Source organism: Marichromatium purpuratum 984 (assembly GCF_000224005.2).
Taxonomy (GTDB): Bacteria; Pseudomonadota; Gammaproteobacteria; order Chromatiales; family Chromatiaceae; genus Marichromatium; species Marichromatium purpuratum.
In genome coordinates this window covers 320661-346572 of the sequence record NZ_CP007031.1, presented here as the reverse complement: position 1 = coordinate 346572, position 25912 = coordinate 320661, and the positions used below count along the sequence as shown (strand labels likewise).

Here is a 25912-nt window from a genome sequence, read left to right as displayed (position 1 = left end):
CAGGAGACCCAGATGCACTACAGACGACTCGGCCGCACCGACCTCGAGGTCAGCGCGCTCTGTCTCGGCACCATGACCTTCGGCGAACAGAACAGCGAGGCCGAGGCACACGCCCAGCTCGACCGCGCCCGCGCCGCCGGGATCAACCTCATCGACACCGCCGAGGTCTATCCGGTCCCGCCCTGCGGCGAGACCCAGGGGCGCACCGAGACCTATATCGGCAACTGGCTCAGACAGCGCGGCTGTCGTGATGACATGGTGCTCGCCACCAAGGTCGCCGGTCCCGCCGACTGGCTGCCGCACCTGACCAGACGGCTCGACCGACACAACATCGCCAACGCCATCGAGGGCAGCCTGCGTCGCCTGCAGACCGATGTGATCGATCTCTACCAGCTGCACTGGCCGGACCGGCAGACCAACTTCTTCGGTCGGCTCGGCTACAGCGCCGCCGAGATCGACGACAGCGTGCCACTGCGCGAGAGCCTGGAGGCGCTCGCCGAGCTGGTGCGCGCTGGCAAGATCCGCCATGTCGGTCTTTCCAACGAGACCCCCTGGGGGCTGATGCACGCCCTGGCACTGGCCGAGCAGCACGGCCTGCCCCGGGTGGCGAGCATTCAGAACCCCTACAACCTGCTCAACCGCACCTTCGAGATCGGCCTCGCGGAGGTCGCGCTGCGCGAGGACTGCGGCCTGCTCGCCTACTCGCCGCTGGCCTTCGGCGTACTCACGGGCAAGTACCTCGACGGCCAGCGCCCGGCCGGAGCGCGCGTCACCCGCTTCTCGCGCTTCAAGCGCTACAACAACCCCCAGGCCGAGGCGGCCACCGCCGAATACGTCGCCCTCGCCCACCGCCACGGTCTCGACCCGGCACAGATGGCGCTGGCCTGGGTCAACACCCGCCCCTTCGTCACCAGTACCATCCTCGGCGCCACCACACTCGAGCAGCTCGAACACAATCTCGGCAGCCTCGAGACCGAACTCGACGCCGCGCTGCTCGCCGAGATCGAGGCGATCCAGACCCGTCAGCCCAACCCCTCGCCCTGAGCCGACACGGGGCTCAGTCGAGCACGCCAGCGGTCGCGAGCGCCGCCCCGACCAGGTCGTCGAGGCCGACCCGGGTGCATTTGAACCCGGCCAGTCGCACCGCCCGCGCGCTCGCCGGCGCAAGCTCAAGCCCACGCAGCAGACCGTCGATCACCCCGGCGTTGAGACAGTCACCGGCGCCCAAGCTGTCGACCACCCGCGCCAGCGGCAAGGCCGGATGATGACACGGGGCAGCGCCGGGTATCCGGCTCCAGGCACCGCCCTCGCCCCAGCCGAGCACCCAGCAGGCCTGCGGCGCCAGCGGTGCCAGGGTCGCAAGCGCCCGCGTCGGCGTCTCGCCACCACGGGCACGCGCATAATCGCGCCCGACCAGCACCAGGTCGGCCAGCGCGGCCAGCGACTCGCCCCCCGGACGCGGCTTCTCCAACTCGACCGAGACCCGCGCCCGCGGACGCAGCCGCCGTACCCGGCCTATCATCGCGGCGGTCTCGACGGGGTTGCGACCCTCGAAGTGCACCCAGTCGACCCCGTCGAGTCCGACGCGGGCGAAGCCGGCGACATCGAGCTCGGGAAGATCGCGATGATGGACGATGGTGCGACTGCCGGAAGCACGGCTGAGGGTGATGTAGGAGGTCGGGGTGGCGGCTCCGGCGACCCGTCCCACCGCGGCGAGCGCGATCCCGCGCCGCGCCAGGTCGGCGGCGATGAAGGCGCCCCCGGCATCGTCGGCCAGGGTGCCGCTCCAGGCACAGCGCCACCCGAGCTGGGCCAGCACCGCCAGGGTATTGGTGGCATTGCCACCGCGCGCCCGACGCTGCGCCAGGGCGCGCACCTCGGCGTCCTCGGGCGGATAGTCGGCGACCTCGTTGATCATGTCGAGCGTGGCGACACCGACGGCAAGCACCCGAGGGCCCGGCTCAGGGGTCACGGGCGACCCGGAAACCGAGCATGTTGAGCTGGGTCCGTGGCGGGAAGTGCTGACGTGCATAGGTCCGAATCGCCGTCGCCGGCTGGCTGAAGGAGCCACCGCGCGCGACGCGCTCGGTACAGCCGCCGTCGAGCCGCGGGCGACCGTCGACCGGCGCGTCCTGATAGCCGAAGACATAGCAGTCGGCGACCCACTCCATGACATTGCCGGCGGTATCGAACAGACCGAAGGGATTGGCCCGCAGGCTGCCGATCGGGGCGGTAGAGCGCCGATCCCACTCGCTGCCGCAATCGAAACAAACCGCACGCCCCGGCTCCTTGCCGAACCCCCACCAGTAGGACCCCGTCCCGCCGGCACGGGCCGCGTACTCCCACTCGGCCTCGGAGGGCAGCCGGTAGCGATGACCGCTCGCGCGCGAGAGCCAGGCGACATAGGCGCTCGCGTCCTCCCAGCTCACCCCGACCACCGGCCGCTCGCCACGCCCCCAGCCGTAATCGTCCGGCAAGGGACGTCCGCTGGCGCGGGCGAAGCGATCGTAGTCGGCGAAGGTGACCTCGTAGGCGCCGATCAGGAAAGCGTCCACCCTCACCTGGTGCGCGGGCATGTGGTCGGTGCGCGCGAGCGAGTTGTAGCCCATGCGAAAACTCCCCCCGGGCAGCTCCACCAGCTCGGGACCGAAGGTGCCGTCGGCCAACCGGTCGCGCAGCAGCTGCGGCATCTGCTCGGCGCGCGGTGGCGCAGCAGTCGGAGTCGGGGGTGGAGCGATGGCGATCGGCGTTACGGCAGGCGCTGCCTGGGACGGCGCAGGCGGCTCGGGCGGCTCGGCCCAGATCAGCTCGGCCGGTCCATCGGAGAGCGACAGCACCGAGAACCAGACACGCAACTGCGGCAGGAAGACCGCGAGGCTGATCAGCACCAGCACCACCAGGACCAGACCGATGGCCAACCGCCCCTCGCGCTGACCACGCGCATGCGCCAGCGATGGCGGCGGAGACGGTGGACGCGGCGGCGGCACAACGGGCGCTCGCGCCACCGGAGGAGCTGCGGTGGGCGGCGACGCTGAAGGCCTCGGCGGCTGCGGGGACGATGGGGACGGCGAGCGTGGCCCACCATAAGCGCGCTTCTGCAGCCAGGCCATCTCCTGACGCATGCGCTCGAGTTCACGCTGGGTCTCGCGCAGCGAGCTGTCGCGTTGCTCGAAGGCCTGCTGCAGCCCGTCGAAGGCGAGATTGCGATCCTCGAGCAGGTCCTCGAGTCGCTGGCATTCGTCGGTGATCCGCGCCAGCGCTTGCTCCTTCACGCTCAACGTCTGGCGCAGCAGGGTCAGCTCCTGCTGCAGCGCCAGACGTTCGGTCTCGGAGGCCACGCTGTCCTCGACGGCCTGCTCGCGCGCCACCAGGCGCCGGTTGAGGCGGTCGATCTCACGGGTGGCCTGCTCGCGCATCTGCTCGAGCGAATCGCGCAGGGTCCGGGCCTCGCCGACACCGGTCTCCTCAGTTGGTTCGGACATGGTGAGTCGTCGTCGTTCTTGAGCGGCGCGTCCGCCAGCCATCTAAGGGCTCTCGCGAACGCCATCGGACACCCATTGTCCGGGCACCCATCCGATTTTGCCAGGCGGGCGACGGAACCTCGCCCACGCGCACCGGTCATCCTTTTCCGCTACTCTGAGCATCCGTGTCAACAACGAGCCTGTTTCAATCGATGTCCCCGGCCTTCAAGGAACACCCGTTGCGCCATTCGGTCACCGCCGAGCTGCACGCGCGCACCTTCGACCCACTGTGCTCCCCCGCTCGCGTCTTCCATCTCGCCGCGGTCTGTGGCGAGCGACGCAGCGGCACCAATGCCGAGCACCTGCTGCGGCTGCTCGATCACTTCGGCGTGCGGCGCCCCGAGCAGGTCGGGCAATACTATGCGGTCGATCTCGGCGGCGGGCTGTGGCTGCGCTGGGAACGCCATACCGAATTCGTGACCTACACCTTCAGCCGTCACGAACGCTTCAACCACCCCTTCACCGATCCGCTGATCAACGAGCTGCCGCGGGACTGGCTGCGCGAGATCCCGGGACAGGTGGTCACCGCCACCGCGCTGGCGCTGGAGTCCTGCGAGATGCCCGAGCGCGGCAGCAACGAGCTGCTGGCGCTGTTCGAGGGCAACCCCTTCATCGGCTCCGAGGTGGTCGGTGGTTCAAGCCGCGCCTGGTCGGACCTGCGTATCCACAGCGACGGCTATTCGCGCATCCTGCTGCGCGACTGCGGACTGTCGGAGAACCAGGCCGGGCGCCTGGCCAAGCGCATCCTCGAGATCGACGCCTACCGCGCGATGGCGCTGCTCGGGCTGCCGGCGGCACGCGAGGCCACGCGCGCGCTGAGCGAGGCCGAACGCCGGCTGGTGGCGCTGGCCGCGCGCATGACCGAGGGTAATGACCACGACCGCGGCGCCAGCGAGAGCGAACTGCTCGCCGAACTCACTACCCTGGCCACCGAGATCGAGACCGTCGCCGCGCGCACCATCTATCGCTTCGAGGCCTCGCGCGCCTACTACCGCATCGTCCAGCAGCGGCTCGAACAGCTGCGTCAGCGTCGTATCGAAGGGCTGCAGACCTTCACCGAGTTCCTCGAGGCGCGGCTGGCCCCGGCGATCGCCACCTGCGACTCCACCCGCGAGCGCCAGCAGGACCTAGCCAAGCGCGCCGCACGGCTGGCGAGCCTGCTGCGCGCGCGCGTCGAGGTCGACCTGCAGCACCAGAACCGCGGGCTGCTCGAATCGATGGATCGGCGCGCCAAGATCCAGCTCAGGCTGCAGGAGACGGTCGAGGGACTGTCGGTGATCGCCATCGGCTACTACGGCGTCGGCCTGGTCGGCTATGCCCTCAAGGGCCTGGAGGCGCAGGGGCTGCTGCCGATCGACGCCACCCTCGGCATGGGCCTGTCGGTGCCGATCGTGGTCGGTGCCGCCTGGCTCGGGCTCAAGCGGATGAAACGCCACCTGCTCGGCGAGCACTGACCCAACTCCGCGCCCCGCTCTCAACCCTCGGCGACGAAGGGGCGCAGCGTCATCACCCCGCCACGCAGCACCAACTCCATGTGCTTGAGATAGGCCATGCCGAGCAACACCTCGTCGCCGTGCAGATTGGGCAGTACCGTCGCCTTGACGTCGCGCACCGTCAGCCCACCGACGTCGACGCTGTCGAGTCGCGCCGTCCAGCTCGCGACGTTACCGTTGCCGGTCTTGCTGTAACCGCCGCTACGCAGCTCCAGGCCCAGGCGTTGGGCGACTGCATAGGACATGGCGACGTCGACCGCGCCGGTGTCGACCAGGAACGGCGTCGACTCACCGTTGATGCTGCCGGTGACGATGAACTGGTCGAGCGCGTTGGGCACCAGCCGCACCTCCGGCACGCCATCGCTGCCGAGATAGGCGACCGGGCGGGGGTTCGGGTTCTGCGGACTACCCAGACGCACGCCGACCATCAGCGTCAACATCAGGAACATCAGCAGGAGTGGCGCCTGGTGACGACGCAGCCCGCGCGTCATCGCAGTGATCCGGGGGAATGCCTTCATCTGTCTTCTCTCGACGGGGCGGCGCCGGCCCCTGGGCCTTGCCGCGCAGGATGGACGAGTACGCCGTCGCGCCGAGCCGCTGGCACGACCCCCGACGACTGCATGCCACGATCGTCGCCGAGTCTAACCCAGCCCCCGGACGATGACGAGTCGATGACGGATACGCCCGGCAGTCGTCAGCGGTGATACTCGCCGCTGCGCTCGGGCTGATAGAGCACCTCCTCGATACGCACCCGCATCAGCGCGCCACCGGGACGCGGCCAGTCGATCTCGGCGCCCTCGGCGAGCCCGAGCAGCGCGCTGCCGACCGGCGCAAGGATGGAGACGGTACCGCCCTCGGGATCGACGTCCTTGGGATAGACCAGGGTCAGCACGAAAGTCTCGTCGGAGGACGAGACCCGCACCCGCACCCGGGAGTTCATGGTCACCACGTTCGCGGGCATCTGCTCCGACTCGAGGATCTCGGCGCGTTCAAGCTCCTCCTCAAGGTTGTCGCGTCCGGCGACGCCATCGGCGGGCAGGGTATCGAGCAGTCGCTGCAGACGCTCGAAATCGGTTTCCGAAACGATCAGGGGTGGTTTCTGGCTCACGGTGTCATCTCGATGGAAAAGACCAGTCCGCGCCTCCTCACTGGGGCGCTCGACATCAGGGATCGGGGTCGACGCGCCTGGCGCGCGGCCCCGGATTTCTTGCCGCACGCACGGCCAACGCCGGGCGTTCCGAGCGGCGCGCGAACGCGCACGCCGCCACTGACGGCGGCGCCTCGGCAACAGGGGGCGCGGGGGTCAGCCCGACGCAGGCCTCAGGGTCAAGGTCTCGTCGCGCTGGACGAGTTCGAGGCGCTCGAGAAAGCTCATCCCCAGCAGCACCTCGTCGCCCGGCATGTTCGGCAGCACTGCAGCGCGCACGTCATGGGCGACCAGCCCCCCGAGTTCGACGCGCGACAGCCGCGTGCGCCATACCCGCACCTCGCCGTTGGCGGTCCGGCTGATCCCGCCGGGGCGCAACTCCAGACCCAGACGACGCGCCAGTGCCAGCGGCAGGGCGACATCGGTGGCGCCGGTGTCGACCAGAAAGCGCACCGGCTCGCCGTCGATCCGACCGTCGGCGACATAGTGCCCGGCGCGATTGCGCTCGAGCACCACGCTCGGCACCCCGTCGGGGGCGACGAACACCCGCGGCGGCGGCGCCCGATCGCGATCGAGCAGATCATCGAACAGCCACGCCAACAGCCCGAGCGCGACGACCCAGGCGGCCAGCAGCATCGCCCGGCCGATCCGGCGGGGGAGTTCCTCGGGGCGTGACATCGATATCTGACGACCTGGGGTGCGGGAGTCCGGAGTTCACGGCGCCCGGTCGACCGCCCCCTGGTCGTGACCGGCAACGCGGATGCGCGAGCGTGGACACGGTCCCCGGCCAGCGGGACGCACGTGACACGCGTCCCCTGACGCCGACACCACGACGCCCATCTCGAATCGAGGGTGCCAAGCGGCGCGTCCAAAAGCAAGCGGGCCGCGACCCGGCACTGCACTATGCTGGACGCAGGACCGGTCGGACAGTCGTCGGACCGGTATCGGCAGCACAGCTACGGAGATCCCGCCATGCCGCTGGAACCCCTGCATTACCGCATGATCGGCCAGGACGACTATGCCGTCGAGATCCGTATCGACGCCACTGGCGACTACTGCATCGAGAACGGCGACTACACCAGCCACGCCCCGCGCCGGGGCTGTCTCGACGAGACGCAGCGCGCACGTCTGCAACGGCTCACGAGCGCCCTCGGTGCACCTGGCGAACGTCCGGCGCCGACCGGCACCTCGGGGTTCATCATCGAGCTGAGCATCGGCGGGGAGTCGACCCGGCGGCGCTACCGAGTCTGGGAGGGCGCACTCACCGAAGACCCTGCACTCGAGGCCCTGGTCCGCGCGCTCGAGGTGCTCTGAACCGAGCCTCGGGCGTTCAGCCGAAACAGCGCTCCAGCCCGATGCGCCAATCCTCGACGAAGGTCTCGATCGACTCGACGAACTCCGGCTCGGGATCGACCCGCGCGATGGTGCAGTGGATCATCACCGCGCCGCCATCGGCCGTCTCGGTCAGGGTCCAGGCCAGCGCATTGGGGCACTCCGGCAGGGCGAAGCGCACACCGCCACGAAGACACGCGCGACGCACCAGGAACTGACCCCACAGACAGTAGATCTCGCCCTCGGCACCGTCATGCCAGAGCACTCGATCGATGCTGGCGCAACAGTCGGCGAGCACGGCGATCCCGAGCCGTGACTGCAACGTCTGGGCCGTGAGCGCGACCCGCGCCAGGGCGAAGCGCTCCATACCCTAGTAACGCACGCAGCGCCCGCCACGCCCCAGCGCCAGCCCCGGCGGACAGGGCTGCCCCTGATAGGGGCGCGGCCCATAGCGCGAGGGCGGCGGACGCCGTGAGGCGTTCTCGGCATCGATCAGATAGCCGCCGAGCGCACCGGCACCGGCACCGATCAGTGCGCCCTTGCCGGCATCGGCGCTCAACGAGCCGATCGCCGCACCGGTGGCCGCGCCCATCAGCGCGCCGCCGGTGGTAGCGCGCCCGGGTTGGGTGGCACAACCGGCCGAGAGGAAGGAAGCGAGCAGACACAGCGCCGCTGCGCCGAATCGGATGGACATAGGACGACACCTCACAGAAGGACGATCAACGACGCATGTGTCGTCGTTGCATCAGGTGACGCAGCCGCGTCACCGTGGGCTGATTGAAGCGCCCGGTGACCGCCAGCCCGTGATGACGCTGGAAGCGCTTGATCGCCGAGCGGGTGGCCGGGCCATAGATCCCATCCGCCGGACCGGGGGCATAGCCGAGTTCCTGGAGCGCGATCTGACCACGCTGGACGTTGAAGGGGGCGGCATGCAGCGGGGCGCTCAAGAGCGCCAAACAGAGGATCGCGGAGATGAGGGCGAGACGTTTCGGAATACTGCGCATGGATTCCCTCGCGGTTCGGACGAACTGGATGGATGTGAGCATGGACCGGCTGAGCCACCAGCATCGGCAGTCTAGCCTCACCAGCCCATCGATTGAAGGCCGTCTTAACCAACCGCGCACCCAGTGACGCGGTTGGCTCTTCAGCACGCGACGCGTCCTACCTGTTCTTGTCGGTGAGCGAGCGCACCGTACCGACCACGCGCGCCTGGAAGTCACGCGCCCACGGCGGTTGCGGCCAGTTCCAACCGATGACGATCCCGACGGCCAGGAGTAACAAGGCATACAACATGATGAAGTTCTCCTCCTCGATGCACGGCAAAAGCAGTGGCGTCAATACAACCACCAAGAAACCAGGGTTTTAGACCTGAGCCTAGCCCATCGGCGCGCGATCCGCTCCCGCGACCGGCGCTCAGGCGAGCGCCTGCAGGTCGATGCCGAGCGACTCCAGCAGCAGGCCGGTGAGCGCGCCACCGAGCGCACCGCCGAGCAGACCCGCCGGGACCTCGGCGAGAATCGCCTCGAAGGCCGCACCGGGCGCGGCATGCAACCCGGCAGTGGTGCCACCGACGATCCACACACTGGCGCCGACCACCGCGGCGATCAACCCCGCGACCACTGGCGCCGACAGCCCGCCCGGCAGCCAGTCGGCGGCGTGCGCCAACCGGCGCACCGAGAACTGATAGATCGAGCCGACCAGCGCCACGACCCCCGCGGCGAGCGCGAACATCCCGATCTCGATCCCGCTGAACCCAAGGAGCAGCGCCAGCACCGCCCCGGCGAGCAGACCGGCGAGCAGGCCGCTGAAGGTCTGCGCCAGAGGACGGGCACCGCTGCTGATGGCCCAGGCATAGAAGCCGCCGGCCAGCACCCCGGCGAGACCGGCCAGACCGGCGATCAGGGGCAGCTCGACCTGATGCCCGGTGGCGATCAGATAGGCGATCGAGGCCAGCACTCCGGCCATGGCTCCGGCCAGGGCCACCGGCATGGCGCTGTAGAAGGCCGAAGTGGTGGTGGCGGCGATGGTGGCGGCGATCACCAGCGGCAGCCAGCCCACCACGCCCAGCCCGATCAATAGTTGATACAGACCCGCGAACAGCGCACCGAACAGCGCACCGGCGAATCCCCAGACGAACAGCCCCATGAAGATGGCCGTGACCTTGTCCCTATGTTGCATTGACGCTCTCTCGACGGCATGGATCCAGACGGTCCGGCAGCGGCAGCGAACCCGATTGCCGCGCCATGGCACCAGTCTAGACTCGCCGAGGGCTGACGGCGCGCAAGCTCTTCTCTACACTGCGCTCCATTCCGGTCATTTCGATCCCAGCGACGTATGCCCCAGACCATCGCCAACGGCACCAGACGTGAGATCGACGGCGACACCCGGGTTCACTACGACGGGTACTGGATCAAGTACTACGAACCACCCGCCGACACCCTCGAGACCAAGCGCCAGTTGATCCAGGCGCTGACCCGCCGACTGTTCAACCATGTCGAGCACGGCATCAACATCCCCGGCGCCCGGCTCGACGAGGCGCGCGCGGCCTATGCCGCCGAGCGCGACCCGGAGCGCAAGCGGGTCAACGGCGCGATGCTCGCCGGCGCGCTGTTCAACCGCGCCGCCGACATCTTCAGCTGTCTGGTCGAACTCCAGGCCACCGGGGTCGAGATCGGTCCCGACAACAGCCTGATGCGCGAGTGCGGACAGTATCTGCTCGAGGCGCTCGAACTCGGCAAGATCGTCCGTCATCGCGGTGGGGATGAAGGGATCGACGAACTCTGGGGCGAGCCCTTCAAGGCCTTCTCGATGCCGATCGCCACCTTCTACGAGAGCCGCTACATCAAGATCGCCATGACCATGCGCGACATCGACCGCATCGCCGGGGCGATCAGGGATGGCTTCGCCGCCAGCCGTCAGCTCCCCGAACTCGCCGCGCCGGTCGACACCCTGGCCGAGACGGCCAAGCGCAAGTGCGAGATCCTGCGTACCGACCCGACCATCTTCGACGTCTGGCCCGCCTTCGCCGTCGCCAGCGACCGACTCTGTGAACTCGAGCCCCAGCTCCCGACGAATGCCGGCACCCTGGCCATCCGCGAGGCGCTCGAGGGATCGCGGCTGCTGTGCGAAGGGGCCGAGCTGGTCCGCTTCATCGTCCGCGCCCGCGTGCCCATGCCCAAGAGCACGCGCGAATACATCGAGCGCTGCGCGCAGTTCCGCCAGACCTTCTTCGGCCCGACCGCCGACGAACGCCAGAGCCCGCCAACCATCCGCTGACCCCGACCCGGAACCACCCCGCCATGCTCGTCTATCTCCACGGCCTCAACAGCTCCAGCCGCTCGTTCAAGGCCGGCTTCCTGCGCGAACACCTCGCCCCCCACCCGGTGCGGGCGATCGACTACCCGGCCCATCGCCCCGAGGCCGCAATCGCCACCCTCGAGGGCTTCTTCGCCGGGCTCGAGCACCCGACCCCGGCGGTCGTCGGCAGCTCGATGGGAGGCTTCTACGGTCAATATCTGGCACGCCGCTTCCGCTTCTCGCACCTCTATCTGATCAACCCCGCGCTCACCCCCTGGGCCTTCTTCGACGAGTACGCCGGGCAGACCCTGACCACCGCCGACGGCGAGCGCTATCAGGTCAGCCGCGAGCAGACCGAACAGACCCGACGCTATGCCGTGGATCATCCCTGCGACGGGGTCCCGACCACCGTCTTCCTCGACCGCGGCGACGAGGTCATCGACCACCGCATCGCCGAACGTCTCTATGGCGAGTGCGGCGCCAGCGCCCGGGTGCTGGCCTGGGACGGCGGCGATCACGCCTTCCAGCACCTCGACGAGGCGGTGGCGCTGATCCGCGCCCAGCTCGACGCCGACGCCTGAGCCGGGCGCCGACGCGCTCAGTGCGCCTCGACCAGCTGGCCGACGATACGCAGTCCGGCGATATAGGTGCCGAGGGCCGAACCGAGCGAGCTGAGCAGGAACACCAGGAACACCCGCGCCACCCGATTGCGCCACCAGCCGCGCAGCGAGGCGACATCGTCGCGCAGCCGGCTGAAGTCGCCGACGCTCGGCTTGCGCACCGACAACTCCACCGCGCCGGTGACCATGCCGGCGCCGATGGTCGGGTTGAGCGAGGTCAGCGGCGCGGCGACGAAGGCCGAGAGCACGGTCAGCGGGTGCGCGACGGCGATCAGGGCGCCGAGCGCCGAGAGTCCGCCGTTGATCACCACCCAGCTCACCACCAGCTCCCAGCCGAGTTCCGGGCTCATCGCGAAGCCATAGCCGAAGCCGGCGAGGATCAGCACCACCAACACCCAGGGCAGGCGGCGCGGCCAGGGGTTGGGCGGCGGCAACCGCTCGAGTTCGGCGATCACCGGTTCGGGCGACTCGTCCTCCTCGGCCAGACACCGCCCGATACCGCGCAGATGGCCGACACCGATCACCGCCAGCACCCGCTTGGCACCGGTGCGCTCGGCCTCGCGACGCAGCTTGGCGGCCATGTAGCGGTCGCGCTCCTCGATCAGCGGCTGGTAGAGATCGCGACGATCGGCGGCGAACTCGGCGAAGGTGGTCTCGAGCACATCGCCTTCCTTGAGCCGTTCGACCTCCTCTTCGGTGACCTGCTCGGAGGTCACCATCGCCGCGAGCAGCCCGGTGAACAGGGTATAGCGCCGCCACCAACCGAGGTTGGCCGAGATCCGTTTCAGAGTCGTGCCGATCTCGCGGTCGATCAACAGCACCGGCAGTTCACGCTCGCGCGCCAGCCGCAGCGCCATGCGCTGCTCGGCGCCGGGCTCGATGCCGAACTGATCGGCGAGACGCTGCTGATAGGCCGAGAGCGCGAGATTGGCGACCACCATGTAGACCCGGTTCTGGCGGATCACCGAGAACAGATCCATCCGTGACAGCGACTTGGGGTCGATCACCGCCTTGTAGCGGCTGCGACAGAGTTCCACGGCGACGGCATCGTAGTCGCCGCTGCGAATCAGTCGACGCACCTGCTCGGCGCTCACCCGCGAGACGTGCGCGGTACCGAGCAGGGTGTAGTGGATCCCGTCTCGGACGATTTCGTGATTGGGTTCGGCGATCTCGGGCATCAGGGGTTCACCGCGGAGAGCAATAGGAAAAGACGCCGCAGCCCCTTCCCTGGAGGACATCGGCACGACATCAAGCATGTTCGGTTCATGACCGCGGACGTTGGCAGCCGCGGGTCGAGTCCCGCCGAACCAGGGCGTACGCGCTCGGCGAACCGACGAGCAGGCGCGGCGAGCGGCGCGGACAACGGCGACACATCCCGGTGTCGGTGAGGGCCGGCATCATACCCCCCGGTCGCGGATTGGTCGAACGCACCCGATGGCTTATCATCGCTCGACGGTGCAGCACAGGAACCCCGGAGCCCATATGCAGCCTCGCTCATCGACCCCAGGTTTCGTCTCGCTCGTCCTCGCCGCCGTCGCGCTGGCGCTGCTCACCGGCGGTTGCGCCACGGTCGAGAAGGACAAGCGCAACAACAGCCTGCAGGCGGCCACCTACCGCCACCACACCGCCATCCGCTGGAGCTATTTCGATACCGCCTACGGACTGCTCGACCCCGAACTGCGCGCTGCGGAGCCGATGCCCGATCTCTCCGGCGTCCGCGTCACCGGCTACGAGGTGATACGCCCGCTCACCCTGCCCGATGAGGACACCGCCAACCAGCTGGTGCTGATCGACTATCTGCATGAAGACACTCAGGTGCTGCGCCAGGTCAGCGACGCCCAGACCTGGCGCTGGGACGCCGAGCGCGAGACCTGGTGGCTGCACACCGGGCTGCCGCAGTTCGAGCTGCCGGCAGCGCGCGAGCGATGAGCGAGGAAATCGGCTTCAGCTCGGCGGCCCGGCTGCTGCTGGTCGCCGGCGCCTTTGTGGTGGTGATCGCCGGGATGCAGGCGGCCTCGTCGCTGATCGCCCCCTTCCTGCTCGCGGTATTCATCGCGGTGATCGCCAGCCCGCCGCTCGGCTATCTGCGCCGCCGCGGCCTACCCAACGGGCTGGCGCTGGTGGCGGTGATGCTCGGGCTGGTCGGAGTCGGCAGCATCGCCGGGGTGCTGGTGGCAGGCTCACTCGGTGGCTTCGAGGCGAGCCTGCCCGAGTATCAGGAGCGGCTCAAACAGCTCACCGGCGAGCTGGTCGGCTGGCTCGACGGCATCGGCATCCACACCTCGCGCGAGGCGCTGCAGACCTATGTCGACCCGGCGCGCGCGCTCGGCTTCGCCGGCGAACTGATCTCCGGGCTGAGCGGCGCACTGACCAATACCTTTCTGATCCTGCTCACCGTGGTCTTCATCCTGCTCGAGGCCACCAACCTGCCGGCCAAGCTCACCCTCGCGCTCAAGACCCCGGAGGCCTCGATCGCGCGGCTCAAGCACGTGCTCGACAGCGTCAACCACTACATGGGGCTGAAGACCGTCACCAGCCTCGGCACCGGCTTCGCGGTCTGGGTGTGGCTGGCGGTCCTCGGGGTGGATTTCGCGGTGTTGTGGGCGGCGGTGGCCTTCCTGCTCAACTTCGTACCGACCATCGGCTCGATCCTCGCCGCGATCCCGGCGGTACTGCTGGCACTGGTCCAGCTCGACCTGCAGAGCGCGCTGCTGGTGGCGCTCGGCTATGTGTTCATCAATACCCTTGTCGGCAACATTCTCGAGCCCCGGATCATGGGGCGTGGGCTCGGGCTCTCGACCTTGGTAGTCTTCGTCTCCCTGGTGTTCTGGGGCTGGGTGCTGGGGCCGGTCGGCATGTTCCTCTCGGTGCCGCTGACGATGTCACTGAAGATCGCGCTCGACGCCACCCCGCAGACTCGCCCGATCGCGATCCTGCTCGGCCCCGAGGTCACCGCCAGCAGCGCGCACGAGGTACGGGTGAAATGAAGGTCGATCAATCGCAACGCCACTGGCGAGCACAGCGCCACTCGGTCTCCACCAGCACCGTCAGCCGTTCGACCGAGCGCTGCTGCGACACTGTCAGCCCGTGCCCCAGACGACGCAGCGCCGGTAGTTCGGCGCGGGCCTCGGCGACACGGGCTGCGGCAAGATCGGCACGGATCTCGACCATCAAGGCATGCAGCGCGCGCAACTGCGCGGCATCGGCGTGGCCCCCCGAGTCGCCGCCACCACAGCCGGGCAGCAGCACGGCAAGCAGCAGCGGCCAGCTGCGCCGTAGCACCACCACCACGGGAGTCGGGAAATGAGCGAGGAGCTGTTGGCAATCATGCTGCTTGCGGCCCTCGGCGGACTCTGGACCGATGGCCTGCGCGCCCGCGAGCGGGCTCTTGCCCTGTGTGATCGTGGCTGCGCTCAGCGCGATCTGCAGCTGCTCGACCAGACGGTCGCGTTGCGCCGAATCGGGTTGAGCTGGGGGGGCGGAGGGCTGCGGCTGCGCCGGGTCTATCGCTTCGAGTTCAGCGAGGAAGGGACCGGACGACGCAGCGGCTATCTGGTGTTGCGCGGAATCGCGCTGGAGGAGCTGAGCTTCGGCCTGCCGGCGCGCAGCGAGGACGCTTGAGCGCAAGTCGCGTTACTTGACGACCTTGAGGGTCGGGCCGCCCTTGCTCTTGGCCGGACGCGACGGCGCCTCGTCACGCACACCCTCGCCGCTCTCGACAGGACGCAGTGTCGGGCCGCTCTCGACCGGGAGGTCGTCGTCGAGCAACAGATCCTCCTCGGGGGCATCGGGCTCCGGGAACACCATGCCCTGACCGTTCTCGCGGGTGAAGATGCCGATCACCGCATCGGCCGGGATCAGCAGGTCACGGGCAACACCACCGAAACGGGCGTTGAACTCGATCCATTCGTTGCCGATCAGCAGGTTACGGGTCGCCGAGGGCGAGATATTGAGCACCAGGCGGCCATCCTCAGCGAACTCGGAGGGGACACGCATGCCCGGGTAGCTGACGTCGACGACCAGATGCGGGGTCATGTCGTTGTCGAGGATCCACTCGTGGATGGCGCGGATCAGGTAGGGTTTGGTCGAGGTCATCATAACGGTCTGGTCTTGGAGGTCTGGGCGATCCGGGAAGGCCTGGATTGGCTGCATCCGGCGCGCGAAATGATGTTTCGGCACACCGCGCGCACTCACCGGCCGAGCCCGGACGAGACGCTCAGTGTAGCGACGCGCCCGGACCGTCTACAAGAGTAGCAGCCGCCGTCATGCCAGGGCGACTTGGGGACCGACGGTCAGCTCCGCCCGCTAGGCGGCCATCTCCTTTTCGGCGTCGCTGAGACTCTGACGGAAGGCGTCGGTGGAGAAGATCCGTTTCATGTAAGCGCGGATCGGCGCACACTGCGCCGGGAGTTCGATGCCGAGACGCGGCAGGCGCCACAACAGTGGTGCCACGCAGCAGTCGACGATGGAGAACTCCTCGCTCATGAAGTAGGGGTGGGCGCCGAACACCGGGGCGGTCACGATCAGGCTCTCGAGCAGCTCCTTGCGAGCCTGCGCAGCCTCCTTCTGATCACCCATGGCGATGCGCCGCATCAACGCATACCAATCACGATCGATGCGATACATGAACAGACGCGCATTGGCCCGCGAGACCGGATCGACCGGCAGCAGCGGTGGATGCGGGAAGCGTTCGTCGAGATACTCCATGATGATCTGCGACTCGTAGAGGCGCAGGTCACGATCGACCAGGGTCGGGACCGTACCATAGGGGTTGAAGTCCATGACCTCGTCGGGCAGATCGTGGGCGTCGACATCGACCACGTCAACGCTGATTCCCTTCTCGGCGAGAACCATTCTCACCCGATGGCAATAAGGACAAACAGGATCCGAATATAGCGTCATCACAGCTCGTCTGCTCGCAGCCACTGCCATTCTTCCCTTCTCCAGCGCGTCGGCTGAGCCCGGCAGGGCTCCAAAGAGTCAAGGCCGCCAGCCCACCCTGGCAGCGGCACCACCAGCCCCGCGCGAAGACCGCGCCATGCGCGCGCATCCACGCGACACCGTCATTTCGTGCGTACGCGCACCCGGGGCATTCCGAGCGCACAGCGACCCGGAGAGTATACTCCGCCCCGGCTCCTACCGGGGCGTTTTTTCTCGCCAGCCCCCTCGACAAGGGGCCTTCGACGTGCTAGCGCCCCCATAAACGACGAGACCCGCCGCTCGCAACGAGTGGCGGGTCTCGCGAGCCGCGCGGCTCAGCGCCGCGCGGCCGGGCTCCACGAGTCAGCGACTAGTGGATGTCCTTCCAGTACTCCTTCTTCAGGAAGTAGGCGATCAGGAAGAACACGCCGAGGAACAGCAGGACATAGAGTCCCAGGCGCTGACGCTCGAGCTTCATCGGCTCCCCGACATAGGTCAGGAAGGCGGTGATGTCACGCACCATGGTGTCGTATTCCTCGGGGGAGAGCGTACCCTCCTCGACCAGCTCGACACCGACCGGAACGGCTTCGCTGCCATCGTGCGGCTCAGACATCACCGGCTGCTGCACACCCTGCAGGCCGCCGAGCACGTGAGGCATGCCGACCAGCGGGAAGAGCACGTTATTGACGCCGTAGGGACGGGTGTCGTCGACGTAGAAGCCCTTCAGATAGGTGTAGACCCAGTCGGGCGAACGCCAGCGCGTCACCAGGGTGAGGTCCGGGATCGCGGTGCCGAACCACTTCTCGCCGTCCTCGGGACGCATCGAGTTGGTCATCAGGTCGCCGGGCTTGGCGTCACCGAAGATCAGGTTCTCGCGCAGCGAGATCTCGTCGATGCCCAGGTCCTCGGCCATGCGGTTGTAACGCATGTACTGCAGCGAGTGACACCCCATGCAGTAGTTCGCGAAGTACTTGGCGCCGCGTTGCAGCGAGGCCTTGTCGTGCAGGTCGATGTCGGCATCTTCCAGGTGCGCGCCCCCGCCAGAGGCCAGCAGCGTGACCGGCGAGAGCAGCAACAGGGTGGCGATGATCAGTTTTCTCATGAGGTCACCCTCTCAGGAACGGGCTTGGTCTTGTCCAGCGAGCTGTAGATCGGCATCAGCAGGAAGAAGGCGAAGTACAGCACCGTGAAGATCTGCGACAGCAGCGTGGAGAGGTCGGAGGCCGGGCGCATGCCGAGCCATGCCAGCACCACGAAGGTCACCGCGAAGATACCCAGGGCAGCCTTGAAGATCGGCCCCTTGTAGCGGATCGACTTGACCGGGCTGCGATCGAGCCAGGGCAGCAGGAACATGATCAGGATGGCACCGAACATCACCACCACGCCGGGGAACTGCGAACCCCACATCGGCGGCACCGCGCGCAGCATCGCGTAGTAGGGGGTGAAGTACCACACCGGGGCGATGTGCTCCGGGGTCTGCAGCGGGTTGGCCGGCTGGAAGTTCGGCGCTTCCAGGAACAGCCCGCCCATGGTCGGGGCGTAGAACAGCACCAGGGAGAACAGGGCCAGGAAGATGGCGACGCCGACCAGATCCTTGACCGTGTAGTAGGGGTGGAAGGGGACGCCGTCGGCCGGGGCGTTCTCGTCCCAGCGGTTGCCCTTGGGGCCCTTCTTGATCTCGATGCCGTCGGGGTTGCTGGAACCGACGTGGTGCAGTGCGACGATGTGCAGGAACACCAGCGCGGCGAGCACGAAGGGCAGCAGGAAGTGGAAGGCGAAGAAGCGGTTGAGGGTGGCGTCGGAGATCACATAGTCACCACGCACCCACACCGAGAGGTCCTCGCCGATGCCAGGCACGGCGGCGAAGAGGTTGACGATGACCTGCGCGCCCCAGTAGGACATCTGGCCCCAGGGCAGCAGATAGCCGAAGAAGGCGGTCGCCATCATCACCAGGTAGAGCACCAGGCCGATCATCCACAGCAGCTCGCGCGGCTTGCGGTAGGAGCCCCACATCAACCCGCGGAACATGTGCAGGTAGATGAGGATGAAGAAGGCCGAGGCCCCGGTGGAGTGCATGTAACGGATCAGCCAGCCCCAGTCGACATCACGCATGATGTACTCGATCGAGGCAAAGGCCTCGGCCGAGGAGGGCTTGTAGCTCATCGCCAGCCAGATGCCGGTGACGATCTGGAGCACCAGGGTGAGCAGCGCCAGCGAGCCGAAGATGGACCAGAAGCCCATGTTCTTCGGTGCATAGTACTCGGCGACGTGCGCGCGCCAGGTCTTGGCCAGCGGGAAGCGCTGGTTCAGCCAGTCGAGGTTTTCAGTCTTTTCTGCGCTCATCAGGCAGCTCCTCCATCCTCACCGATCAGGATGGTGGTGTCGTTGAGGTAGGCGTGCTTGGGAATGACCAGATTGGTCGGGGCCGGCACACCCTTGAAGACGCGTGCCGCGAGGTCGAAGCGCGAGCCGTGGCAGGGGCAGTGGAAGCCACCCTTCCAGTCGGCGCCGAGGTCTTCCGGAGCGAACTCGGGGCGGTAGGTCGGCGAGCAGCCGAGGTGGGTACAGATACCGATGGCGACCAGATACTCGGGCTTGATCGAGCGGGTCGGATTCTGGCAGTACTCGGGCTGCTGTGGCACTTCGGAGCCCGGATCGACCAGCTTGGGATCGTTGCTCGCCAGTGCCTCGAGCATTTCCGGCGTGCGGTGCACCACCCACACCGGCTTGCCGCGCCACTTGACGCGCAGCAGTGCGCCGGGCTCAAGCTTGCTGACATCGGCCTCGACCGGCGCACCCGCAGCCCGAGCGCGCGCGCTCGGGTTCATGGATGAGACGAACGGGACAAGAGCGAAGCCGGCACCGACGGCACCGACCGCGCTGGTCGCGGCGACGAGTACTCGTCGCCTCAGTTTGTTCACGCCTTGCGCGCTCATAGGCTAGCTACCCCCGACTGGTGCGGAGGCTGCCGACGGCATTCAGGCAGACACCACACGCAGATTGGACGAAAGGTTTAGATGGAAGAGTAAGAATATGACGATTGGCTACAGAACCGACCGCGCATTTTCCTTGATCTTGACGCGACGGGTCAAGAAAAACTCGGAAAAAGCACCATTTTACCACATTAGTCGCACCTGACACCTAAGCCGGGTTGGCGATTTCAATGAATTGATGGCGCACTCCGAAGTGTTCGGCGACCCGTGTACCGAGCGCCTGGACACCATAACGCTCGGTCGCATGATGCCCCGCGGCCAGGTACGAGAGCCCGAGTTCGCGGGCCAGATGGGTGGTCTGCTCCGAGATCTCTCCACTCAGAAACAGATCGACCCCCAAGTCGGCCGCCAGTTCAATGTGACCCTGTCCTCCGCCGCTGCACCAGGCCACGCGCTCGACCGCACGGGCGCGCTCGCCGACCAGTAGCGGCACGCGTCCGAGCCGCTCGGCCACCCGCTCGGCGACGGCCTCGGGAGCCTGCGCCACGGCCAGCCGACCGGTCCACAGCAAGCCGCCACCAACGGTGGCCGGCGCCGCGTCGAGGATGCCGAGTTCGCGCCCCAGAGTGGCATTGTTGCCAACTTCGGGGTGAGCATCGAGCGGCAGATGATAGGCGATCAGACTCATCCCCGCCCTGAGCAACATCCTTGCGCGCCGCCCCTTGATCCCGGTCAGGCAGGGTGGCTCATTTTTCCAGAACCAACCGTGATGGACCAGGATGGCGTCGGCATCGAGGTCGCAGGCGGCCTCGATCAACGCCGCACTGGCGGTCACCCCACTCACCAGGAGAGCGACTTCGCGCTCTCCCTCCGCCTGCAGTCCATTGGGGCAGTAGTCGGCAAAGGCCGACGCATCGAGCAACTGATCGCAGAAAGCGACCAGTTCGCACGGCTGGCACATGACGCTTACCTCTGAGATTCGATCCTGAGACGGCGTGCGTCGGCGCTATCCACGCGCGACGCGGTCCCGACAGCCGACAGGCCAGCTGTCGGACGATCCCGTCACGGACTGACAGGCACGCTCGCGGACTGACCTCGTGGCGTCGCTGAAACGAACACCTCGGGAGCGGCAGGGACAGGGAACCCGCAAACCATAACATCCATCGGTTATCTTCGGCGTATTTTTTGCTCTTCTACTGACCGATCCAGCGCGTTAGGATGCTGGGGACAGACGCCGATCGACGGCACACGTAAAAGAGCATGATGATTGCTCGGACCGTCTCGGCATCGCACAAAAACATGCTGGAGACCCGGCACTGGATGCCGCGCGTCAACAGCTCATTGATTCGGTAGCGATGCACGCACAGGTACCCCGCTCCCCCACCGAGCACGTCGCCCCGCGCTTCAGCGGTGGCTATCGCAAGCTCAACACGCTCACCAGTCTGGTGCTCAACGTTCTGGTGGGCACCCTGCTGCTGATCTGCACCGCACCACTGTTCGTGCTGATCCCGATCGCGATCAAGCTCGCCGACGGCGGTCCGGTGCTCTACTCCAGTATCCGCCTGGGGCGGCACAAGCGCCCCTTCGCGATGTACAAGTTCCGCACCCTCAAGCCCGATGCCGATCGCATCATCGGCGCCACCTTACTCGGACGCGGACAGCGTCTCGAGACGCCGATCGGACACTTTCTGCGCGAGACCCGGATCGACGAGCTGCCACAGCTCATCAACGTCATCAAGGGCGACATGGATCTGATCGGACCTCGCCCCGAGCGCCCGGAGATCTACGAACGGCTGTGTCGCCACATCCCCGGCTACGACCTGCGCTTCCAGACCCGCCCCGGGTTGATCGGCTACGCCCAGCTGTTCACCCCGCACGGCAGTCCCAAGCGTATCCGCTCGTTGATCGACAGCTTCTACCTGATCCGCAACCAGCGCATCGGCAACGACCGGCGGCTGCTGGCCTATGCACTGTGGGCACTCGGCCTGAGATTCCTGCGCACCCTGCTCGATGCACTACGGCAACGGCTGAGACGCAAGCGTACCCACGACGAACGGCGTCTCCGCGACCGCATCGCACCGGACAACGGTCGGGTGTGGCTCGAAGACGACGAACACGCCCGCGCCTGCACGCTCGTCGACCTCAACGACGAGGCCGTGCTGATCCGCTGCCCGAGCGGCCACCCGCCCCCGCCCCAGCCCGTGCGACTGCGACTCGAACGCCAGGCCAGTCATCCCGGCGGCGGCGTGAAAAAGCGCCGGATCGTGCGGTGCGAGGCACAGCTGACCATGCAGCGCCCCAGTCCCGGGCTCGAGGGCTATCATGACTATGTACTGCAGATCCGACCGGCGACACCATTGAACGCCTTCAAGCTCCAAAAATACTTCCTGCTCTCCAGCCTCTGTTAAATTGAGGCATCGACTTCCGGTCAAGTCAGGCAGGTACCCCACTGCGGTCCACGGACAGCAGACGCACTTCTTGGAGATGGACGCATCCATGACATCCCCGCATTCACCGTTGAGCGTTGACTCCATCAACCACGACGAGCGCTCATCGTCCACTGCAGACACGGCGCGACCCTCGATCCAGGACGGACCCGAGACAGGCGCTCCCCCAACCTCCTCCGAACCGACGGCTCCGATCACGGAGGCGCCCGACGCGCTGCGGCAATCAGCGCTGTCGAGCGAGAACGATGAACACGCTGCGGAGCCCCAGGACATCCCCCCCCGGGATGATCCCCAGGACGCCGTCCTCGCCCCCCCGGCATCAACGCTGGTCGAGGCGCGCCCCGCCACGAGCACGTCGACCACGCCACCAAGCGAGCCGAGCACCTTCCCCGCAGGACCTGTCGAGCCCACACGCCAACCATCACGACACGTCCAGCCCGGCCGGCTGCACCTGTCCACCCGCCGGCTGCCTCAGCCGGTCGACGACTCGCGCCCGTGGTACCTCTTCGTCGCCATCGACCAGGCCACCCGCTGGCTGTTCGTACGCGTCACCCACGAGCTGAGTCCGGCCGCGACCCGCGCCTTCCTCAAGACACTGCTCAAGACCTGCCCGATCCTGGTGCGCGAGCTGATCACCATCCCCTCGCCCGAGCTGACCGACGGCGAGGCGGAGGCCATGCTCCCCGACACCGAGGCGCTCGCACGGCTCTGCGAGAACCTCGACATCACCCATCACCAGGAGACCGCCGAGCCGGTCAGCGCCCCCCCCCTGCTGCACGGCTTCGACACCCTGCTCGAGGCCCGTCTCGACAGCAGCGACGAGGCGCTCGAGGCCAAGCCGCTCAAGCGGGCGCTGCGCCAGGTGGCGCGCGACTACAACCACCATCAGCCACAGCCGATCCTCGGCGACCACACCCCGATCCAGGCACTCGGCAAGTGGTATGCCGAATCCCCGGACTGCTTCGTCGCTCACCTGCAACGCCTCTCGGCCTCCACGCTCGAGCAGACTCAGCACGCCAGGACCGAGGCTCACGACACCCCCCCGCCACGATCACTCGACACGCAATCCTCGAGAACATCGCCCTCGGGCAATGGACAGACGCTCGACCCGCTCCAGCTCGCGCGCACCCTCAACCGCAACACGGTCGCCTCGAGCCTGATCCGGCTGCGCCAGCAACCACCGCTCGGCTCGCTGCTGGTGACCAGTTGCAACGAGGGCGCCGGCAAGACCACGGTGGCGCTGCAGCTGGCCTATGCCGGCGTCCAAGAGGTCGGACTGCGCATCCTGCTGATCGACGCCAACCCCACCCACCCGCACCTGGCGACCCTGTTCGAGACCGACGAGGCACCTGGGCTGTGCGAACTCTTCGCCGGGCAGGCCGGGGTCGACGAGGTCATACGCCCCACGGAAACTCCCGGGCTCGACCTGGTCACCCTGGGGCTCCAGCAGCGTGACATGCTGGTCCGCCAGGACCCACAGCGATTGCGCGCCCGTCTCGACGCATTGCGCGGCGCCGGCGCCGAGCGCTACGATCTGCTGCTGATCGATGGGCCCAGCAGCCTCGGCGAGCAAGACCTCACCATTGGCGCCACCGCCTTCGACGGCGTGGTCCTGGTGATCGAGAGCGAGCGCACCCGGTGGGAGGTGATGCAATACACCCAGGACCGATTGCAATCGGCCGGGGCGCGGCTGCTCGGCGCGGTGCTGAACAAGCGCAAGTACTACATCCCCAGGGGGCTGTATGCCTGAGTCCGGATCCCTATCTCGCCCGGCGCTGATCTTGCCGATCCTCGCGTTGCTGGCGCTGCTCGTCGGTTGCTCCCAGCAGCAGACCGTACTCGAGGTCGATGAGGAAGTCGTAGTCGCGCGTCAGTCGTTCTCCTTCGCCGAGGGCGAAACCTTCGACCTGATGCCGAAGTACAGCATCTCGCCCGGCGACACCCTCGACGTGCTGTTCCAGATCCGCACCTGGCTGGAGAAGGACACCTTCAACATCTCGGTCGATCACACCGTCGCGGTCAAGTTCATCTACACTCCCGAACTCAACGAGGAGCAACTGGTCCGTCCCAACGGCATGATCAGCCTGCCCTACATCGGCGAGTACTATGTCGTCGGCAAGACTCCGAAGCAGGTCGAGCAGGAACTCAGGAAGGCCTATGCCGGCATCCTCAAGGACCCCGAGATCTACGTCCAGGTGCCCGAGTTCCAGTCCGCCATCAAGGAACTCAAGCGTGACCTGCACACCGCCCCGCGCGGACTCAGCCGACTGGTCACGGTCCGCCCCGACGGCTATGTCACCTTCCCCATGATCGGCGAGGTGATGGCCGCCGGACGTACCATCGAGTCGCTCAACACCGAACTCAACCGCGATTACGAACGGCTGATCTCCGGGCTGCACGTCGACCTCTTCCTCGAGCGACACTCAGGCTCGCTGGTCTATGTGCTCGGCGCGGTCAAGGAGCCCGGCGCCTTCACCATCGTCAAGCCGATCTCGGTGGGGCAGGCGCTGGCGCTGGCCGGCAGCTACAGCACCGATGCCCAGCTCGACTCGGTGATCGTCGCCCGTCACCACCAGGGCAAGGTGATCGCCACCCGCATCGACCTCAGCCGCTCCGGCGCGCTCGGCGGACACAAGGCGATGTTCTATCTGATGCCCGACGACCTGGTCTTCGTGCCACGCACCCGTCTCAGCGAGGCCGCGCAGATCGCGCAACAGGTGCGCGATGCGCTGATGTTCCGAGGCTGGAGCATCAGTATCGAAAACATCGCGATCGACGAACTCTGACCAGGACCAGCCGACGTGGAACGTCCCCATCTACGTACCGAAAACTATCTGCGCGAACTGCTGCAGATCTACTTCGCCCAGCAGCGGCTGATCCTGCTCACCACCCTGGCGGTGTTCCTCGTCGCCGCGGCGATCGCCTTCCTCGCCCCGTCGGTCTACTCGGCGCAGGGCGCGATCCTGCTGCGTGCCAGCGAACTCCAGCGCAGCCCACAGTCGCTCGAGGAGACCGAGGTCCGCTCGTTCAAGGTCAGCGAGGAGGACCTGCGCTCCGAACGCGAGCTGCTGCGCTCGCCGGCGGTACAGCAAGGGGCTATCGCCCGGCTCAAGGAGAGCCACCCCGAGCTTGGCGCCGCTCTCGACTGGCATCGCGTGCGCAGTCGACTGCAGATCGAGTTGGTGCCCGATTCTCGAGTGATCAACGTCGAGTTCCAGCACCCCGACGCCACCGCTGCGGTGGCCATCCTCGACGCCATCCTCGCCGCCTATATCGAGCGCCGCGCCGAGATCCTCTACCCTGAGGGCACGGTCGACTTCTTCGTCAACCAGGTGGAGCGCTTCCGCGATCAGATCAGCACCACCGAGCAGGCGCTGATCGAGCTGGCCAACACCACCGGCACCCCCAACCCGGCCAAGGAGATCGAACTCAACCTGCAGATCAAGCAAAACGTCGAGGAACGCCTGCTCGATCTCGACACCCGCGCCGTGACCCTGCGCGAACAGCTCGAGCACCTCGATCGCACCCTCGCCACCGAACAGCTGCGCAACTACGCCTTCATCACCAACCAGACCGTCGCCGAGATCGCCGCGCGGATCATCGACCTGCGCATCGAGCGCGGCCGCACCGCGCGCCACTACGAGCCCGACGCCCACGCGGTCGCGGCAATCGACGCCCAGATCACCAGTACCATGCGCCAGCTCAAGCAGGAGGTGGCCGACTATCGCGACCAGCTCGACACCGAGTTCGCCGCGCTGCGCGAGCAACAGCTGATCCTGCAGCGTCGACTCGCCGAGATCGAGGCGCGCAACCTCGAACTGCAGCGCCAGGGCATCGAGAGCGACCGACTGAGCCGCGAGGCCGATTTGCTGCGTCAGTCCTTCGGTACCTTCTTCAAGCGGCGCGAGGAGGCCGAGATCAACGCCGGGGTCGACTCCACCCTGTCGCTGTTCTTCGTCAGCATCCTCAGCCCCGCCTTCTCCACCGGCGAGCCGGTCTTCCCCAATCGCCCGGTGCTGCTGGTGATCGGACTGCTCGCCGGCTTCATCACCGGGTTCAGCCTGGGGTTCGTGCGTGAGTTCTTCGACCACACCTTCAAGACCGCGCGCGATGTCGAGCAGTTCTCCGGCCTACCGCTACTGTTCTCGATCCCGGCGGTCAACGCCCCGCCAGCCGAGCCACAGCAACCACCACCGCGCTAG

General features: G+C 67.3%; 30 protein-coding genes. 12 read left to right on the top strand and 18 right to left on the bottom strand.

From position 1 onward, the window contains the following. The first annotated feature begins 12 nt into the window (after positions 1-12). Positions 13-1044, top strand: coding sequence for an NADP(H)-dependent aldo-keto reductase (locus MARPU_RS01565; protein ID WP_005224507.1), 1032 nt, complete (start codon positions 13-15; stop codon positions 1042-1044). A 13-nt stretch (positions 1045-1057) separates the two neighbouring features. Here MARPU_RS01565 and MARPU_RS01560 read toward each other — a convergent pair whose 3' ends face one another. Then, positions 1058-1972: a PfkB family carbohydrate kinase gene (locus MARPU_RS01560; RefSeq protein WP_043762410.1), complete on the bottom strand. Its 915-nt coding sequence runs from the start codon at positions 1970-1972 to the stop codon at positions 1058-1060. Continuing rightward, positions 1962-3482: a formylglycine-generating enzyme family protein gene (locus MARPU_RS01555; RefSeq protein WP_005224509.1), complete on the bottom strand. Its 1521-nt coding sequence runs from the start codon at positions 3480-3482 to the stop codon at positions 1962-1964. The genes MARPU_RS01560 and MARPU_RS01555 overlap by 11 nt, the downstream gene beginning before the upstream one ends. Before the next feature lie 191 nt (positions 3483-3673). Here MARPU_RS01555 and MARPU_RS01550 point away from each other — a divergent pair, with 191 nt between their 5' ends. Continuing rightward, entirely contained in the window at positions 3674-4975 is a 1302-nt protein-coding gene (locus tag MARPU_RS01550; RefSeq protein WP_005224510.1) for a DUF3422 family protein, read from the top strand. 20 nt (positions 4976-4995) lie between these two features. Here MARPU_RS01550 and MARPU_RS01545 read toward each other — a convergent pair whose 3' ends face one another. The 3 genes from MARPU_RS01545 to MARPU_RS01535 all read right to left on the bottom strand — a co-directional run bounded on the left by MARPU_RS01545 (position 4996) and on the right by MARPU_RS01535 (position 6839). After that, entirely contained in the window at positions 4996-5532 is a 537-nt protein-coding gene (locus tag MARPU_RS01545; RefSeq protein WP_005224511.1) for a retropepsin-like aspartic protease family protein, read from the bottom strand. A gap of 176 nt (positions 5533-5708) precedes the next feature. Then, positions 5709-6122 carry a nucleoside diphosphate kinase regulator gene (rnk, locus tag MARPU_RS01540; RefSeq protein WP_005224512.1) on the bottom strand — a complete coding sequence of 138 codons (414 nt, stop codon included), beginning with the start codon at positions 6120-6122 and terminating at the stop codon, positions 5709-5711. A 195-nt stretch (positions 6123-6317) separates the two neighbouring features. Further along, positions 6318-6839 (bottom strand): retropepsin-like aspartic protease family protein, encoded by a 522-nt coding sequence (locus MARPU_RS01535; RefSeq protein ID WP_005224513.1) that lies wholly within the window; start codon positions 6837-6839, stop codon positions 6318-6320. A 294-nt stretch (positions 6840-7133) separates the two neighbouring features. Between MARPU_RS01535 and MARPU_RS01530 the strand changes: the two genes are divergently transcribed. Beyond that, on the top strand, positions 7134-7475 hold the full coding sequence (locus MARPU_RS01530; protein WP_005224514.1) for a hypothetical protein: 342 nt from the start codon (positions 7134-7136) through the stop codon (positions 7473-7475). 16 nt (positions 7476-7491) lie between these two features. Here MARPU_RS01530 and MARPU_RS01525 read toward each other — a convergent pair whose 3' ends face one another. The 5 genes from MARPU_RS01525 to MARPU_RS01510 form a co-directional block, all read right to left on the bottom strand. Then, on the bottom strand, positions 7492-7860 hold the full coding sequence (locus tag MARPU_RS01525) for a hypothetical protein (RefSeq protein ID WP_005224515.1): 369 nt from the start codon (positions 7858-7860) through the stop codon (positions 7492-7494). A gap of 3 nt (positions 7861-7863) precedes the next feature. Beyond that, a complete protein-coding gene (locus MARPU_RS16900; protein WP_005224516.1) occupies positions 7864-8187 on the bottom strand; it encodes a YMGG-like glycine zipper-containing protein in 324 nt (107 codons plus the stop codon). A 25-nt stretch (positions 8188-8212) separates the two neighbouring features. Continuing rightward, positions 8213-8497, bottom strand: a complete 285-nt coding sequence (locus tag MARPU_RS16895; RefSeq protein WP_005224517.1) for a peptidoglycan-binding domain-containing protein — start codon at positions 8495-8497, stop codon at positions 8213-8215. Positions 8498-8654: 157 nt separating this feature from the next. Continuing rightward, positions 8655-8786, bottom strand: coding sequence for a hypothetical protein (locus tag MARPU_RS18055; protein ID WP_005224518.1), 132 nt, complete (start codon positions 8784-8786; stop codon positions 8655-8657). Positions 8787-8906: 120 nt separating this feature from the next. Continuing rightward, positions 8907-9671 carry a hypothetical protein gene (locus MARPU_RS01510; protein ID WP_005224519.1) on the bottom strand — a complete coding sequence of 255 codons (765 nt, stop codon included), beginning with the start codon at positions 9669-9671 and terminating at the stop codon, positions 8907-8909. Positions 9672-9827: 156 nt separating this feature from the next. On the opposite strand from MARPU_RS01510, the gene MARPU_RS01505 reads away from it, so the two are divergent. Beyond that, positions 9828-10769, top strand: a complete 942-nt coding sequence (locus MARPU_RS01505) for a hypothetical protein (protein ID WP_005224520.1) — start codon at positions 9828-9830, stop codon at positions 10767-10769. Between the two features lie 23 nt (positions 10770-10792). Continuing rightward, positions 10793-11371, top strand: a complete 579-nt coding sequence (locus MARPU_RS01500; protein WP_005224521.1) for a YqiA/YcfP family alpha/beta fold hydrolase — start codon at positions 10793-10795, stop codon at positions 11369-11371. Between the two features lie 17 nt (positions 11372-11388). On the opposite strand, the gene MARPU_RS01495 is transcribed toward MARPU_RS01500, so the two are convergent. Continuing rightward, positions 11389-12588: a TraB/GumN family protein gene (locus MARPU_RS01495; RefSeq protein WP_005224522.1), complete on the bottom strand. Its 1200-nt coding sequence runs from the start codon at positions 12586-12588 to the stop codon at positions 11389-11391. A gap of 304 nt (positions 12589-12892) precedes the next feature. Here MARPU_RS01495 and MARPU_RS01490 point away from each other — a divergent pair, with 304 nt between their 5' ends. Beyond that, the gene (locus MARPU_RS01490) at positions 12893-13339 is read left to right on the top strand and encodes a hypothetical protein (protein WP_005224523.1); all 447 of its coding nucleotides are present in this window, start codon (positions 12893-12895) and stop codon (positions 13337-13339) included. Further along, on the top strand, positions 13336-14397 hold the full coding sequence (locus MARPU_RS01485; protein WP_005224524.1) for an AI-2E family transporter: 1062 nt from the start codon (positions 13336-13338) through the stop codon (positions 14395-14397). The genes MARPU_RS01490 and MARPU_RS01485 overlap by 4 nt, the downstream gene beginning before the upstream one ends. Positions 14398-14404: 7 nt before the next feature. Here MARPU_RS01485 and MARPU_RS01480 read toward each other — a convergent pair whose 3' ends face one another. Beyond that, on the bottom strand, positions 14405-14695 hold the full coding sequence (locus MARPU_RS01480) for a hypothetical protein (protein ID WP_156929211.1): 291 nt from the start codon (positions 14693-14695) through the stop codon (positions 14405-14407). Positions 14696-14713: 18 nt separating this feature from the next. On the opposite strand from MARPU_RS01480, the gene MARPU_RS01475 reads away from it, so the two are divergent. After that, the gene (locus tag MARPU_RS01475) at positions 14714-15031 is read left to right on the top strand and encodes a DUF3301 domain-containing protein (protein WP_005224526.1); all 318 of its coding nucleotides are present in this window, start codon (positions 14714-14716) and stop codon (positions 15029-15031) included. Between the two features lie 12 nt (positions 15032-15043). On the opposite strand, the gene MARPU_RS01470 is transcribed toward MARPU_RS01475, so the two are convergent. From MARPU_RS01470 to MARPU_RS01445, 6 genes are all read right to left on the bottom strand, one after another. Beyond that, complete coding sequence (locus tag MARPU_RS01470; protein WP_025275054.1) at positions 15044-15505, bottom strand: ClpXP protease specificity-enhancing factor; 462 nt, start codon at positions 15503-15505, stop codon at positions 15044-15046. A 210-nt stretch (positions 15506-15715) separates the two neighbouring features. Continuing rightward, the gene (gene sspA, locus MARPU_RS01465) at positions 15716-16342 is read right to left on the bottom strand and encodes a stringent starvation protein SspA (RefSeq protein ID WP_025275053.1); all 627 of its coding nucleotides are present in this window, start codon (positions 16340-16342) and stop codon (positions 15716-15718) included. Positions 16343-16700: 358 nt separating this feature from the next. After that, positions 16701-17432 carry a cytochrome c1 gene (locus MARPU_RS01460; protein ID WP_005224529.1) on the bottom strand — a complete coding sequence of 244 codons (732 nt, stop codon included), beginning with the start codon at positions 17430-17432 and terminating at the stop codon, positions 16701-16703. Continuing rightward, on the bottom strand, positions 17429-18673 hold the full coding sequence (locus MARPU_RS01455) for a cytochrome b (RefSeq protein ID WP_005224530.1): 1245 nt from the start codon (positions 18671-18673) through the stop codon (positions 17429-17431). Before MARPU_RS01455 ends, MARPU_RS01460 begins: the two co-directional genes overlap by 4 nt. Beyond that, complete coding sequence (gene petA, locus MARPU_RS01450; RefSeq protein ID WP_005224531.1) at positions 18673-19266, bottom strand: ubiquinol-cytochrome c reductase iron-sulfur subunit; 594 nt, start codon at positions 19264-19266, stop codon at positions 18673-18675. Before petA ends, MARPU_RS01455 begins: the two co-directional genes overlap by 1 nt. Positions 19267-19471: 205 nt before the next feature. Then, positions 19472-20224, bottom strand: a complete 753-nt coding sequence (locus MARPU_RS01445; RefSeq protein WP_005224532.1) for a Nif3-like dinuclear metal center hexameric protein — start codon at positions 20222-20224, stop codon at positions 19472-19474. 394 nt (positions 20225-20618) lie between these two features. On the opposite strand from MARPU_RS01445, the gene MARPU_RS16480 reads away from it, so the two are divergent. The 4 genes from MARPU_RS16480 to MARPU_RS01425 all read left to right on the top strand — a co-directional run bounded on the left by MARPU_RS16480 (position 20619) and on the right by MARPU_RS01425 (position 25912). Then, positions 20619-21671 (top strand): sugar transferase, encoded by a 1053-nt coding sequence (locus MARPU_RS16480; RefSeq protein ID WP_005224533.1) that lies wholly within the window; start codon positions 20619-20621, stop codon positions 21669-21671. A gap of 109 nt (positions 21672-21780) precedes the next feature. Beyond that, entirely contained in the window at positions 21781-23460 is a 1680-nt protein-coding gene (locus MARPU_RS16475; RefSeq protein ID WP_198015486.1) for a P-loop NTPase, read from the top strand. Positions 23461-23491: 31 nt separating this feature from the next. Beyond that, complete coding sequence (locus MARPU_RS01430; protein ID WP_232229486.1) at positions 23492-24496, top strand: polysaccharide biosynthesis/export family protein; 1005 nt, start codon at positions 23492-23494, stop codon at positions 24494-24496. A gap of 15 nt (positions 24497-24511) precedes the next feature. Further along, positions 24512-25912, top strand: a complete 1401-nt coding sequence (locus MARPU_RS01425; RefSeq protein ID WP_005224536.1) for a GumC family protein — start codon at positions 24512-24514, stop codon at positions 25910-25912.